Raw genomic sequence first — 13465 nt, 5'->3', positions numbered from 1 at the left:
AGTGATGCAGATTCCCAGATTGATTATGCATAGTGTTCAAGGAAAAATTGGTTTAACAACGACGCCTGCCAGCTTAAAAATGGAGCAGCCTCAAGCTGATCTAGAGATCGAACAGCCGAGTGCGGAAATGGAAATATCGGTGACACCTGGAAAACTCACGATTGACCAGACACAAGCATGGGAAGAATTAGACAGAAAGCATGTTTTCAAGAGAATTGAAGAAGCCGCCCAACAAGGGCATGAGGATGTAATGGAGGGAATAGCACGCACTGCAGAAGAAGGCGACGAGCTTATGAAGATTGAAAATAAGGGGAACCCAATCGCTTCACAAGCAAGGAGGAACTCTGAAATGCACCAAATTCAATTAGGCGAAAATTATGCTCCTTCTCTTTCGAGGGTGAAAATACAATATACTCCGTCACAGCTTGATGTGCAGATTACGCCGCGAAAGCCTGTTATTCAGGCTGAGCCGCATAAGCCAATTGTTGAATATACGCCAGGAAATGTTAAGGTTGACATGCTTCAATACCCTGATTTAAATATAGATGTAGAATACCCGAAAGAATCACCCGAAAAGTAAAAAGAAAAGGATCGTGAACAATGATCATTCATACGAAGTACCATGGCCAAATGAACATAAAAGAAGAACAAATCATTCTTTTTGAAAGCGGGATTCCAGGCTTTTTAGAAGAAAAACAGTTCGTCATACTTCCGCTTTCAGAAGACTCTCCATTCGTGGCACTGCAGTCCGTCACTTCAGAAAATCTTGCGTTTATCGTCGTAAGTCCGTTTATCTTTTTTAAGAATTATGAATTTGATCTTGATGAATCAACTGCTGAACTTTTGGATATCGATAATATTCAAGACGTAGAAGTCATGACAATATTGACTATGGCAGAGCCATTTGAAAAGTCTACTGCGAATTTATTGGCTCCCATTATTGTGAATCGCAAGAACATGATGGCTAAGCAAGTCGTTTTACACGACTCCTCATATACGACAAAGCATCCGATTGGAGGAGAATCATGCTAGTTTTATCGCGGAAAATAAACGAAGCGATTCAAATAGGTGCTGATATTGAAGTAAAAGTGATTGCGGTTGAAGGGGATCAAGTGAAGCTTGGAATTGACGCCCCAAAGCATATTGATATTCACAGGAAAGAAATTTACTTGACCATTCAGGAAGAAAATAACCGTGCAGCAGCGTTATCCAGCGATGTGATCTCCGCATTATCCTCACAAAAAAAGTGAGGATTTTTTTATTTTTGTATTAACAAAATCAGAGACAATCCGATATTAATGATGTAGCCGGGAGGAGGCGCAAAAGACTCAGCCAGTTACAAAATAAGGGCACAAGGACGTGCCTTAACAACATATTCAGGGAGGAACAAAACAATGAGAATTAACCACAATATTGCAGCGCTTAACACACTGAACCGTTTGTCTTCAAACAACAGTGCGAGCCAAAAGAACATGGAGAAACTTTCTTCAGGTCTTCGCATCAACCGTGCGGGAGATGACGCAGCAGGTCTTGCGATCTCTGAAAAAATGAGAGGACAAATCAGAGGTCTTGAAATGGCTTCTAAAAACTCTCAAGACGGAATCTCTCTTATCCAAACAGCTGAGGGTGCATTAACTGAAACTCATGCGATCCTTCAACGTGTTCGTGAGCTAGTTGTTCAAGCTGGAAACACTGGAACTCAGGACAAAGCAACTGATTTGCAATCTATTCAAGATGAAATTTCAGCTTTAACAGATGAAATCGATGGTATTTCAAATCGTACAGAATTCAATGGTAAGAAATTGCTCGATGGCACTTACAAAGTTGACACAGCTACTCCTGCAAATCAAAAGAACTTGGTATTCCAAATCGGAGCAAATGCTACACAGCAAATCTCTGTAAATATTGAGGATATGGGTGCTGACGCTCTTGGAATTAAAGAAGCTGATGGTTCAATTGCAGCTCTTCATTCAGTTAATGATCTTGACGTAACAAAATTCGCAGATAATGCAGCAGATACTGCTGATATCGGTTTCGATGCTCAATTGAAAGTTGTTGATGAAGCGATCAACCAAGTTTCTTCTCAACGTGCTAAGCTTGGTGCGGTACAAAATCGTCTAGAGCACACAATTAACAACTTAAGCGCTTCTGGTGAAAACTTGACAGCTGCTGAGTCTCGTATCCGTGACGTTGACATGGCTAAAGAGATGAGCGAATTCACAAAGAACAACATTCTTTCTCAGGCTTCTCAAGCTATGCTTGCTCAAGCAAACCAACAGCCGCAAAACGTACTTCAATTATTACGTTAATTTTAAAAAAGACCTTGGCGTTGCCAGGGTCTTTTAATTTAAATTTCTATCTCCTAATCATTCCTCATCCTGTCACTAACTCATGATATAATAACCGGATTCTCCACTAACTTTTTATAAATGTATTTCCATACAAGAAATCTAAAACAGAAGATTTTTTTCCAAAAATATGTGTAATCTTATCTCGACTTAGTCGATATAAACGATAGATTGGGGCATAGGGGATGATCAATTGAACATTGAAAGGCTCACTACGTTACAACCTGTTTGGGATCGTTATGATACTCAAATACATAATCAGAAAGATAATGATAACGAGGTTCCTGTTCATCAAGTTTCATATACCAATCTTGCTGAAATGGTGGGGGAAATGAACAAGCTTTTGGAACCTTCGCAAGTTCATCTGAAGTTCGAGCTTCATGACAAGTTAAATGAATACTATGTAAAGGTAATAGAGGACTCTACAAATGAAGTGATCCGCGAAATTCCACCAAAACGGTGGCTTGATTTTTATGCGGCTATGACTGAATTTCTTGGGTTATTTGTAGATGAAAAAAAGTAGAATAGGAGTGGTTTGAGATGGTCACAAGAATAACAGGTCTGGCGTCAGGAATGGATATAGATGATATCGTATCAAAGCTGATGCAGACAGAAAGAGCGCCGCTTGATAAGCTGACACAAAAAAAGCAGACTCTTGAATGGCAGCGTGACAGCTATCGTGAAGTAAACTCAAAAATAAAAGAATTGCAAGATTATATGTCTAAAAATACGTTGACATATCCGAGCACGTATCAGAGCAAAACTGTGACAAGCTCTAATGAGTCTGTGTTAACTGCTACAGGAAGCGCAAGTGCACCAAACTCTTCTTCTACTGTTGAAGTGGCGAGCTTGGCAACCGCAGCAACGTATAAGGCAAACAATTATACGGGATACACTCAAGGCGATTACAATTTGGCATTTAACGTTGTTGCGCCTGGCGAAACAACGGCAAAAACAGTGAACATTAGTGTGACGAGCGCCGATACGATTGATAATGTAATTTCTAAACTTAACAGCTCAGATCTAGGAGTATCAGCTTTTAAAGATAAAATTTGGAATGGTACAGAGTACGTAGAAACAATTGCGTTTTCTTCTAAAGCAACAGGTGCAGGGGGCAGTATACAGGCAGCAGACTCTGCTACAGCTGACTTTATGTCCGGTCAGCTTGGTTTTTCTTTGGATGCTGATAATAAGCTCACTGCTTACAAAGAAGGCACAAATGCCAAAGTCACAATCAACGGCTTTGAAATGGAGAAGCTGACAAACAATTTCACGGTGAATGGTGTTACTTACTCGATTAAAAATACAACTGCAGCCACAGGCCCTGTTACCACATCTGTTTCTACTGATGTTGACGGGATTTATAACCAAATCAAAGAGTTTGTAGATAAATACAATGAAATGGTTGACAGCCTGAATGAAAAGCTGAAAGAAGAAAAATACCGAGACTATACTCCGTTGACAAGTGAACAAAAAGAAGCCATGTCCGATAAAGAGGTAGAGCTCTGGGAGGAGAAGGCGAAAAGCGGATTGCTGAGAAACGATTCAAGCATCAGCACTGGCACGAACCAAATGCGGACTGACTTTTATACTCAAGTGAATGCGGATGGGAAAACCTATCAATTAACTGAATTTGGCATCACAACTTCAAGTGCTTACCAACTGCGAGGGCACTTAGAGATTAACGAAGAGAAATTGAAAGCAAAAATAGCAGAAGATCCTCAAGGAGTTGCTAATCTTTTTACAAGTGGAACAAATGATAGTAACTATAGCGATAAAGGTATTATGAAGCGGATTACTAATACACTTAGAAGTACTGTGAAAAGTATTGAAGCTAAAGCTGGGAACTCGACAATGGGAGCTAGTAGCTATTCCATTGGAAAAAATTTAAACTCGATAAGTACTGAAATAACTGATATGCAGGACAGATTGAATACCATAGAAAACCGCTATTATTCAAAATTCAGTGCAATGGATTCTGCGATTCAAAAAATGAACGAACAAGCGTCCTATTTATCACAGCTTCTTGTACAATAAATGTAATTTGGAGGATGACACATGGCGATCCAAAATCCATATACAGCCTATCAGCAAAATTCAGTGAATACGGCTACACCCGGGGAGCTGACGCTTATGCTGTATAATGGCTGTTTGAAATTTATAAGACTTGCCGCTCAGGCCATTGAGAATGATGATATGGAACGTAAAAATGAAAATCTGATTAAAGCGCAAAATATTATTCAGGAATTAAATTTTACACTTAACCGTAACATAGAGCTTTCCGCTTCTATGGGTGCGATGTACGATTATATGTATCGCAGATTGGTACAGGCAAATATCAAAAATGATACGGGCATGCTGGCTGAGGTTGAAGGTTATGTAACAGATTTTCGCGATGCTTGGAAACAAGCCATTCAAAGTGAGCGGAAGGACCGGCACGGATCAGGCGGGATCGCATGAATAATATAGATCAACTATACACTGAGACGAAGAGTATGCTGTCACACATACAAAATACGCCGGAAAGCGATGAACTTTTAAAGCAAATTGAAGACTTTGTGGCTACACGGTCTGAACTGATTCAGGAGATATCTCTGCCGCTTTCAGAAGAAGAGCGAAAGCAGATGAAACTTATTTTGACATGGGATCAGCTGATTGTGAAGGAAATGGAAAGACTGAAGCAGTCAATCGCAACAGAACTTCAGCAGATAAAAAGAAAACGTGTGATGCATACGACGTATTTAAACCCTTATAACAACATTACGATTGACGGCACATATTATGACAAGCGTAAATAGGTGAGTGCCTTGAAGAGCATTGAAGATTATACGCTTTTATCAGCTTATTATCATCTTCTTTTTACCATCGAAGAGGGGTTGTGTTATTTGATAGAGGCTGAAGAGAATTTATCAAAAACAGAAGGGGATCGGATCTACCAAGATCTGATCCAAGCCTTTTTTTATTTGGATTCAACACATTCAACACTTCTCTTCATTATGGATTCGCGGTGTGCTGAAATTTGTGTGAAAGCATTTGACCAAATTTTTGCGGAGTTTGATCAATTGGTCTCTTTCTCTTTTCCCTCTCATGAGTTCTGTGAGTATTTAAAGGAACATTTTCTGATTCATTATAGAAAATGGATGCTGTCTATTCATCAATGTATGGAACCCTTTTTAATCAATTAGGCGTGTGTGAGGTATTTGTTTCGTTCAATCAGCATATACATATACCTCCGAACCGCCAATAACAGAGCAAATACAAACAAAATTCGACAAAGTTCACTGAATTTTCACAAAAGATTTATGTTTCAGCAGGAATTGTAAAGGGTAAAAGAGAAATAGATACATATCCTTAATAAAAGGGAGGCGTTCTTTGATGAACTATAACATCAGAGGAGAAAATATTGAAGTGACACCCGCGTTAAAGGATCATGTCGAGAGGAAGATCGGCAAGCTGGAGCGCTATTTTGACCATAGCGTGGATGCTGATGTGAACGTCAACTTGAAGTTTTACAATGACAAGGAGTCTAAGGTTGAGGTTACGATTCCGATGACAGATCTGGCGCTTCGGTCCGAGGTGCATAACGAGGATATGTACAACGCAATTGATCTCGCAACAAACAAACTGGAACGTCAAATCCGTAAGCATAAAACGAAAGTAAACCGTAAATTCCGTGAGCAGGGCTCTCCAAAATATTTATTGGCAAACGGTCTTGGCTCTGATACAGATATTGCGGTTCAGGATGACATAGAAGAGGAGGAGAGCTTGGACATCGTCCGTCAGAAACGCTTTAATTTAAAGCCGATGGATAGTGAAGAAGCGATCTTGCAAATGAATATGCTCGGCCATAATTTCTTTGTTTTCACAAATGCGGAAACAAACCTTACAAATGTCGTGTACCGCAGAAATGACGGGAAATATGGCTTAATTGAACCGACTGAATAATGAAGAGAAGCCTTCCGTGATGTCCGCGGAAGGTTTTTGTTTTTCTTATTTGCAAATTCTTTGGAAATAACAAAAGGTATGATATGATAATGAGAGGTATACATGGACTAGTAAATTATTTATACATGCCTCTAAAATAGGCGTGTGATGATAGAGGAGCGTTATAAATGCTTGGAATTTTAAATAAAATGTTTGATCCAACAAAACGTACGCTGAATAGATACGAAAAAATTGCTAACGATATTGATGCGATTCGCGGAGACTATGAAAATCTCTCTGACGACGCATTGAAACATAAAACAATTGAATTTAAAGAGCGTCTTGAAAAAGGGGCGACAACGGATGATCTTCTTGTTGAAGCTTTCGCTGTTGTTCGAGAAGCTTCACGCCGCGTAACAGGCATGTTTCCGTTTAAAGTCCAGCTCATGGGGGGCGTGGCGCTTCATGACGGAAATATAGCGGAAATGAAAACAGGGGAAGGGAAAACATTAACGTCTACCCTGCCTGTTTATTTAAATGCGTTAACCGGTAAAGGCGTACACGTCGTGACTGTCAACGAATACTTGGCAAGCCGTGACGCTGAGCAAATGGGGAAAATTTTCGAGTTTCTCGGTTTGACTGTCGGTTTGAATTTAAACTCAATGTCAAAAGACGAAAAACGGGAAGCTTATGCCGCTGATATTACTTACTCCACAAACAACGAGCTTGGCTTCGACTATTTGCGTGACAATATGGTTCTTTATAAAGAGCAGATGGTTCAGCGCCCGCTTCATTTTGCGGTAATAGATGAAGTTGACTCTATTTTAATTGATGAAGCAAGAACACCGCTTATCATTTCTGGACAAGCTGCAAAATCCACTAAGCTGTACGTACAGGCAAATGCTTTTGTCCGCACGTTAAAAGCGGAGAAGGATTACACGTACGATATCAAAACAAAAGCTGTACAGCTTACTGAAGAAGGAATGACGAAGGCGGAAAAAGCATTCGGCATCGATAACCTCTTTGATGTGAAGCATGTCGCGCTCAACCACCATATCAACCAGGCCTTAAAAGCTCACGTTGCGATGCAAAAGGACGTTGACTATGTAGTGGAAGACGGACAGGTTGTTATTGTTGATTCCTTCACGGGACGTCTGATGAAAGGCCGCCGCTACAGTGAGGGGCTTCACCAAGCGATTGAAGCAAAGGAAGGGCTTGAGATTCAAAACGAAAGCATGACCTTGGCGACGATTACGTTCCAAAACTACTTCCGAATGTACGAAAAACTTGCCGGTATGACGGGTACAGCTAAGACAGAGGAAGAAGAATTCCGCAACATCTACAACATGCAGGTTGTCACGATCCCTACCAACAGGCCTGTTGTCCGTGATGACCGCCCGGATTTAATTTACCGCACGATGGAAGGAAAGTTTAAGGCAGTTGCGGAGGATGTCGCACAGCGTTACATGACGGGACAGCCTGTTCTAGTCGGTACGGTTGCCGTTGAAACATCTGAATTGATTTCTAAGCTGCTTAAAAACAAAGGAATTCCGCATCAAGTGTTAAATGCCAAAAACCATGAACGTGAAGCGCAGATCATTGAAGAGGCCGGCCAAAAAGGCGCAGTTACGATTGCGACTAACATGGCGGGGCGCGGAACGGACATTAAGCTTGGCGAAGGTGTAAAAGAGCTTGGCGGGCTCGCTGTAGTCGGAACAGAACGACATGAATCACGCCGGATTGACAATCAGCTTCGAGGTCGTTCCGGACGTCAGGGAGACCCGGGGATTACTCAATTTTATCTTTCTATGGAAGATGAATTGATGCGCAGATTCGGAGCTGAGCGGACAATGGCGATGCTTGACCGCTTCGGCATGGACGACTCTACTCCAATCCAAAGCAAAATGGTATCTCGCGCGGTTGAATCGTCTCAAAAACGCGTCGAAGGCAATAACTTCGATTCGCGTAAACAGCTTCTGCAATATGATGATGTTCTCCGCCAGCAGCGTGAGGTCATTTATAAGCAGCGCTTTGAAGTCATTGACTCTGAAAACCTGCGTGAAATCGTTGAAAATATGATCAAGTCTTCTCTCGAACGCGCAATTGCAGCCTATACGCCAAGAGAAGAGCTTCCTGAGGAGTGGAAGCTTGACGGTCTAGTTGATCTTATCAACACAACTTATCTTGATGAAGGTGCACTTGAGAAGAGCGATATCTTCGGCAAAGAACCGGATGAAATGCTTGAGCTCATTATGGATCGCATCATCACAAAATATAATGAGAAGGAAGAGCAATTCGGCAAAGAGCAAATGCGCGAATTCGAAAAAGTTATCGTTCTTCGTGCCGTTGATTCTAAATGGATGGATCATATTGATGCGATGGATCAGCTCCGCCAAGGGATTCACCTTCGTGCTTACGCGCAGACGAACCCGCTTCGTGAGTATCAAATGGAAGGTTTTGCGATGTTTGAGCATATGATTGAATCAATTGAGGACGAAGTCGCAAAATTTGTGATGAAAGCTGAGATTGAAAACAATCTGGAGCGTGAAGAGGTTGTACAAGGTCAAACAACAGCTCATCAGCCGCAAGAAGGCGACGATAACAAAAAAGCAAAGAAAGCACCGGTTCGCAAAGTGGTTGATATCGGACGAAATGCCCCATGCCACTGCGGAAGCGGGAAAAAATATAAAAATTGCTGCGGCCGTACTGAATAGTTCGCCCCGGCAAGTTTACTGACCGCGGCGCCTGCAGGCGCCTGCGGATCTTTTAATGAGGTGAATGAAATGGAATTATCAGAAATTAGAGCAGAGCTCGAAAATATGGCTTCTCGTTTAGCGGACTTTAGGGGGTCTCTTTGACCTCGAATCAAAGGAGGCCCGCATTGCTGAGCTAGATGAACAAATGGCTGATCCGGAATTCTGGAATGATCAGCAAAAAGCTCAAACGGTTATAAATGAAGCAAACGGTTTAAAGGATTATGTCAATTCGTATAAAAAATTGAATGAATCCCACGAAGAATTACAAATGACTCATGATCTTTTGAAAGAAGAGCCGGACACTGATCTCCAGCTTGAGCTTGAAAAAGAACTAAAGTCATTAACAAAAGAGTTCAATGAGTTTGAGCTTCAGCTTCTTCTCAGCGAGCCGTATGATAAAAATAACGCGATTTTAGAACTGCACCCTGGTGCTGGCGGTACAGAGTCACAGGACTGGGGCTCTATGCTTCTTAGAATGTATACAAGATGGGGAGAGCGCCGCGGCTTTAAAGTAGAGACTCTCGATTACCTTCCAGGTGACGAGGCGGGAATCAAGTCAGTGACATTGCTCATCAAAGGACACAACGCTTACGGGTATCTCAAAGCAGAAAAAGGTGTTCATCGTCTTGTGCGGATCTCACCATTTGATTCATCAGGCCGCCGCCACACATCTTTCGTTTCATGTGAAGTCATGCCTGAATTTAACGATGAAATTGATATTGATATTCGTACGGAGGATATTAAAGTTGACACGTACCGTGCAAGCGGCGCGGGCGGACAGCACGTCAATACGACGGATTCAGCCGTTCGGATTACTCACTTGCCGACGAACGTAGTTGTGACATGCCAAACGGAGCGCTCACAAATTAAAAACCGTGAAAGAGCCATGAAAATGCTGAAGGCCAAGCTGTATCAGCGCAGAATTGAAGAGCAGCAGGCAGAGCTGGATGAAATTCGCGGTGAACAAAAAGAAATCGGCTGGGGCAGCCAAATCCGTTCTTATGTATTCCATCCGTATTCCATGGTAAAAGACCATCGGACCAATACAGAAATGGGGAACGTTCAAGCTGTAATGGATGGTGACATTGATACGTTTATTGATGCCTACCTGCGTTCTAAGCTTTCATAAGCTGAAAAACACACCTGATGCATACGGGTGTGTTTTTTTATTTCTTATATCCTTGATTTCACTGCTGCTTTAGCATATTACCACTGTATTTGGGTGTTATTTACATCTAATCAGGGAAGGATTAAAATGCTATCGGAGAGCATTGGAAGAAACGGAGGATATATGATGGACGTACGGAATAAAACATTGTGGATTTTGCGGGATTATGTATACATATTGATAGGAGCAGCGATTACGGCCGTGTCCTTTAATGTATTTTTGCTTCCGAATAAGATTGCCGCCGGCGGGGTCAGCGGGATCAGTACGATTTTACAATCATATGGTTTTGAAGCAGCGTATGTACAGTGGATTATTAATATCCCTTTATTTATTGCTGGCGTCATTTTGCTCGGCGGGAAATTTGGACTAAAGACGCTTGCAGGTTCTGTGTTTTTGCCGCTAGTAGTGTTTCTGACAAGGGATATTCAGCCCGCCACTCATCATGAACTCCTGGCGGCGATTTTTGGCGGTGTCGGGATAGGTATCGGAATTGGTATTGTGTACTTAGGGAAAGGTTCGACGGGAGGTACAGCCTTGGCTGCACAGATCATTCATAAGTACTCCGGTCTGTCATTGGGGAAGTGTCTCGCCATCATTGACGGAATGATCGTTGTTACGGCTATGATTGTATTTAATATTGAGCAAGGCTTATATGCCATGCTTGGCGTCTATGTGTCCAGCAAAACCATTGATGTTGTGCAAGTCGGCTTTAATCGTTCAAAAATGGCGCTCATCATTACAAAGCAGGAGCAGGCTGTCAAGGAGGCTGTCTTACAGAAGATTGACAGAGGCGTGACAAAAATTTCTGCAGTCGGCGGATATACTGACGATGACCGTCCGATTTTAATGTGCGTGGTTGGGCAAACTGAATTCACCAAATTGAAACAAATCGTCAAACAGATTGATGAGTCAGCTTTTGTAATTGTAGCAGACGCGAGCGAGGTGCTGGGCGAGGGTTTCAAACGCGCTTAAACGAGGTTATAATATGGAAGAGATCGTAAAGGAGTTGTGCTTCTCAACATGAAATCAAAGTTATCGATACTAATGATTGGATTTGCGCTTTCTGTTCTGTTGGCTGCCTGCGGATCAAACGATGCAAAAGAAGAGAAGACAGACACTGGCAGCAAGACGGAAGCCACTGCATCTGAAGGGGAAGAATTATATCAGCAAAGCTGCGTAGGCTGCCACGGCAAGGATTTAGAAGGTGTGTCAGGGCCTAATCTCCAAGAGGTCGGAGGCAAATACGATGAACACAAAATTGAAAGCATTATTAAAAACGGCCGCGGCAATATGCCAAAGGGGCTTGTAGATGATAACGAAGCCGCTGTTATTGCCAAATGGCTGTCAGAAAAAAAGTAAGATAAAAACATCCTTGCCGAGTGCTGGCAAGGATGTTTTTATGCCTTGACAATATGAATGAAAAGAAACTGTAATAGTATTATGTCTAAATTTGACGTATAATGAAGTGTATTGAAAAAGGGAACTTTCAGATTTTTCATCTTTTTACAAATGAATGGGTCATAAATTGTCGAATGCATTCGAAGAGTATGACCGTGTGATAGATAAAATGATATAAAAGATTAGGTGATTTCATGATAGAGATGAAGGAAGTATATAAAGCCTATCCGAACGGCGTAAAAGCACTCAATGGGATTTCTGTTACCATTCATCCCGGCGAGTTTGTGTATGTTGTTGGTCCGAGCGGAGCAGGTAAATCTACTTTTATTAAAATGATTTACAGAGAAGAAAAACCGACAAAAGGACAAATTTTAATCAATCATAAAGATCTCGCGACAATTAAAGAAAAAGAGATTCCTTTCGTGCGCCGCAAAATAGGTGTTGTCTTTCAGGATTTCAAGCTTCTTCCGAAACTTACTGTTTTTGAAAATGTGGCATTTGCCCTTGAAGTGATTGGAGAACAGCCGTCTGTCATTAAGAAACGGGTGCTTGAAGTGCTTGATCTCGTGCAGCTGAAGCATAAAGCGCGACAATTTCCTGACCAGCTTTCAGGCGGGGAGCAGCAGCGTGTATCTATTGCCAGATCAATTGTGAACAACCCTGATGTTGTCATTGCTGATGAACCGACAGGAAACCTTGATCCGGATACGTCCTGGGAAGTCATGAAGACGCTGGAGGAAATTAACAACCGCGGGACAACAGTCGTGATGGCGACACATAATAAAGAAATCGTAAACACCATGAAGAAACGTGTCATTGCAATCGAAGATGGTATCATTGTGCGTGATGAGTCAAGAGGGGAGTATGGTTCATATGATTAAAATTCTCGGGCGCCACTTGCGTGAGAGTTTTAAATCTCTCGGGAGAAACACATGGATGACATTTGCATCCATTAGTGCTGTAACCGTTACGCTGATTTTAGTCGGCGTGTTTTTAGTGATTATGCTGAATTTGAATAACATGGCCACGAATGCAGAAAAACAAGTCGAAATCAAAGTGCTGATTGATCTGACTGCAGATCAGAAGGCACAGGACAAGCTTCAGAACGATATTAAGGAACTGAAGGGCATTCAGAGTGTCACTTTTTCATCTAAAGAAAAAGAGCTTGACCAGCTGGTTGACAGTTTTGGTGACAGCGGAAAATCCCTGACAATGAAGGATCAGGAAAACCCGCTTAATGATGCGTTTGTCGTCAAAACGACAGATCCGCATGATACGCCGAACGTGGCGAAAAAGATCGAAAAAATGGATCATGTTTATAAAGTCACTTATGGAAAAGAAGAGGTCAGCCGTTTGTTTAAAGTGGTCGGCGTTTCCCGCAACATCGGAATCGCGTTAATTATCGGCCTGGTATTTACGGCGATGTTCTTAATTTCCAACACCATTAAAATTACAATTTTCGCAAGAAGAAAAGAAATTGAAATCATGAAGCTTGTCGGCGCGACAAACTGGTTTATCCGCTGGCCGTTTTTCCTTGAAGGATTGCTGCTAGGCGTATTCGGTTCTGTGATTCCGATTGCACTGGTGCTGAGCACTTACCAATACGTCATCGGATGGGTCGTTCCAAAGGTTCAAGGATCATTTGTCTCTCTTCTTCCTTATAATCCATTTGTATTCCAAGTTTCGCTAGTGCTGATTGCAATCGGCGCAGTAATTGGAGTATGGGGAAGTCTGACTTCCATCCGCAAGTTTCTGCGAGTATAAAGTGAAAAAGCCGTTCCGTTTTCGGGACGGCTTTTCATTTGCCTTCTTTTTCTTCTATGATTACATGAAATCTCCATCCTTTACATATACTATCTCTAGGTTTTGGT

Annotated in this window: 16 protein-coding genes; all 16 read left to right on the top strand. The window is 41.9% G+C overall.

What is annotated here, in order from left to right:
• Nucleotides 1-4 precede the first annotated feature (4 nt).
• The 16 genes from bslm_RS17360 (at nt 5) to ftsX (ending at nt 13358) form a co-directional block, all read left to right on the top strand.
• Nucleotides 5-580 (top strand): DUF6470 family protein, encoded by a 576-nt coding sequence (locus bslm_RS17360; protein ID WP_003243053.1) that lies wholly within the window; start codon nt 5-7, stop codon nt 578-580.
• Between the two features lie 20 nt (nt 581-600).
• Nucleotides 601-1032 carry a flagellar assembly protein FliW gene (fliW, locus tag bslm_RS17355; protein ID WP_003228007.1) on the top strand — a complete coding sequence of 144 codons (432 nt, stop codon included), beginning with the start codon at nt 601-603 and terminating at the stop codon, nt 1030-1032.
• On the top strand, nt 1026-1250 hold the full coding sequence (gene csrA / locus bslm_RS17350; RefSeq protein ID WP_003219727.1) for a carbon storage regulator CsrA: 225 nt from the start codon (nt 1026-1028) through the stop codon (nt 1248-1250). The genes fliW and csrA overlap by 7 nt, the downstream gene beginning before the upstream one ends.
• A 144-nt stretch (nt 1251-1394) precedes the next feature.
• Nucleotides 1395-2309 (top strand): flagellin Hag, encoded by a 915-nt coding sequence (gene hag / locus bslm_RS17345; RefSeq protein ID WP_003228021.1) that lies wholly within the window; start codon nt 1395-1397, stop codon nt 2307-2309.
• Between the two features lie 232 nt (nt 2310-2541).
• The gene (gene flaG, locus bslm_RS17340) at nt 2542-2871 is read left to right on the top strand and encodes a flagellar protein FlaG (protein ID WP_009968250.1); all 330 of its coding nucleotides are present in this window, start codon (nt 2542-2544) and stop codon (nt 2869-2871) included.
• 17 nt (nt 2872-2888) lie between these two features.
• The gene (locus bslm_RS17335) at nt 2889-4385 is read left to right on the top strand and encodes a flagellar hook-associated protein 2 (RefSeq protein ID WP_046381364.1); all 1497 of its coding nucleotides are present in this window, start codon (nt 2889-2891) and stop codon (nt 4383-4385) included.
• Nucleotides 4386-4406: 21 nt separating this feature from the next.
• The gene (fliS, locus tag bslm_RS17330) at nt 4407-4808 is read left to right on the top strand and encodes a flagellar export chaperone FliS (protein WP_003243747.1); all 402 of its coding nucleotides are present in this window, start codon (nt 4407-4409) and stop codon (nt 4806-4808) included.
• Nucleotides 4805-5146: a flagella biosynthesis regulatory protein FliT gene (gene fliT / locus bslm_RS17325; protein ID WP_046381363.1), complete on the top strand. Its 342-nt coding sequence runs from the start codon at nt 4805-4807 to the stop codon at nt 5144-5146. The genes fliS and fliT overlap by 4 nt, the downstream gene beginning before the upstream one ends.
• A gap of 9 nt (nt 5147-5155) precedes the next feature.
• The gene (locus bslm_RS17320; RefSeq protein ID WP_003244377.1) at nt 5156-5533 is read left to right on the top strand and encodes a DUF8042 domain-containing protein; all 378 of its coding nucleotides are present in this window, start codon (nt 5156-5158) and stop codon (nt 5531-5533) included.
• Between the two features lie 190 nt (nt 5534-5723).
• Complete coding sequence (gene hpf / locus bslm_RS17315) at nt 5724-6293, top strand: ribosome hibernation promotion factor (RefSeq protein WP_003228031.1); 570 nt, start codon at nt 5724-5726, stop codon at nt 6291-6293.
• Between the two features lie 167 nt (nt 6294-6460).
• Nucleotides 6461-8986 (top strand): preprotein translocase subunit SecA, encoded by a 2526-nt coding sequence (gene secA, locus bslm_RS17310; protein ID WP_003228033.1) that lies wholly within the window; start codon nt 6461-6463, stop codon nt 8984-8986.
• A 69-nt stretch (nt 8987-9055) separates the two neighbouring features.
• A protein-coding gene (gene prfB / locus bslm_RS17305; protein WP_010886623.1) for a peptide chain release factor 2 occupies nt 9056-10157 on the top strand; the annotation gives its coding sequence in 2 pieces (ribosomal slippage) (nt 9056-9127 and nt 9129-10157; 1101 coding nt in all).
• Nucleotides 10158-10322: 165 nt separating this feature from the next.
• Nucleotides 10323-11168: a YitT family protein gene (locus bslm_RS17300; protein WP_003242677.1), complete on the top strand. Its 846-nt coding sequence runs from the start codon at nt 10323-10325 to the stop codon at nt 11166-11168.
• A 48-nt stretch (nt 11169-11216) separates the two neighbouring features.
• Nucleotides 11217-11555 carry a cytochrome c551 gene (gene cccB / locus bslm_RS17295; RefSeq protein WP_003242725.1) on the top strand — a complete coding sequence of 113 codons (339 nt, stop codon included), beginning with the start codon at nt 11217-11219 and terminating at the stop codon, nt 11553-11555.
• A 233-nt stretch (nt 11556-11788) separates the two neighbouring features.
• Nucleotides 11789-12475 carry a cell division ATP-binding protein FtsE gene (gene ftsE, locus bslm_RS17290; protein ID WP_003228039.1) on the top strand — a complete coding sequence of 229 codons (687 nt, stop codon included), beginning with the start codon at nt 11789-11791 and terminating at the stop codon, nt 12473-12475.
• Complete coding sequence (ftsX, locus tag bslm_RS17285) at nt 12468-13358, top strand: permease-like cell division protein FtsX (RefSeq protein WP_009968247.1); 891 nt, start codon at nt 12468-12470, stop codon at nt 13356-13358. Before ftsE ends, ftsX begins: the two co-directional genes overlap by 8 nt.
• Nucleotides 13359-13465: the final 107 nt, after the last annotated feature.

The organism is Bacillus sp. LM 4-2, from assembly GCF_000978495.1.
GTDB classification, from domain to species: domain Bacteria; phylum Bacillota; class Bacilli; order Bacillales; family Bacillaceae; genus Bacillus; species Bacillus subtilis.
Note: the sequence above shows the minus strand (reverse complement) of the source record. Positions and strands in the feature narration are given on the sequence as shown.

Excerpts from the sequence above, each read along its gene's own strand:
- hpf (WP_003228031.1), top strand. The coding sequence starts at position 5,724 with ATGAACTATAACATCAGAGGAGAAAATATTGAAGTGACACCCGCGTTA.
- bslm_RS17335 (WP_046381364.1), top strand. The coding sequence starts at position 2,889 with ATGGTCACAAGAATAACAGGTCTGGCGTCAGGAATGGATATAGATGAT.
- secA (WP_003228033.1), top strand. The coding sequence starts at position 6,461 with ATGCTTGGAATTTTAAATAAAATGTTTGATCCAACAAAACGTACGCTG.
- ftsX (WP_009968247.1), top strand. The coding sequence starts at position 12,468 with ATGATTAAAATTCTCGGGCGCCACTTGCGTGAGAGTTTTAAATCTCTC.
- fliW (WP_003228007.1), top strand. The coding sequence starts at position 601 with ATGATCATTCATACGAAGTACCATGGCCAAATGAACATAAAAGAAGAA.
- hag (WP_003228021.1), top strand. The coding sequence starts at position 1,395 with ATGAGAATTAACCACAATATTGCAGCGCTTAACACACTGAACCGTTTG.
- fliT (WP_046381363.1), top strand. The coding sequence starts at position 4,805 with ATGAATAATATAGATCAACTATACACTGAGACGAAGAGTATGCTGTCA.
- csrA (WP_003219727.1), top strand. The coding sequence starts at position 1,026 with ATGCTAGTTTTATCGCGGAAAATAAACGAAGCGATTCAAATAGGTGCT.
- bslm_RS17360 (WP_003243053.1), top strand. The coding sequence starts at position 5 with ATGCAGATTCCCAGATTGATTATGCATAGTGTTCAAGGAAAAATTGGT.
- cccB (WP_003242725.1), top strand. The coding sequence starts at position 11,217 with ATGAAATCAAAGTTATCGATACTAATGATTGGATTTGCGCTTTCTGTT.
- fliS (WP_003243747.1), top strand. The coding sequence starts at position 4,407 with ATGGCGATCCAAAATCCATATACAGCCTATCAGCAAAATTCAGTGAAT.
- bslm_RS17300 (WP_003242677.1), top strand. The coding sequence starts at position 10,323 with ATGGACGTACGGAATAAAACATTGTGGATTTTGCGGGATTATGTATAC.
- ftsE (WP_003228039.1), top strand. The coding sequence starts at position 11,789 with ATGATAGAGATGAAGGAAGTATATAAAGCCTATCCGAACGGCGTAAAA.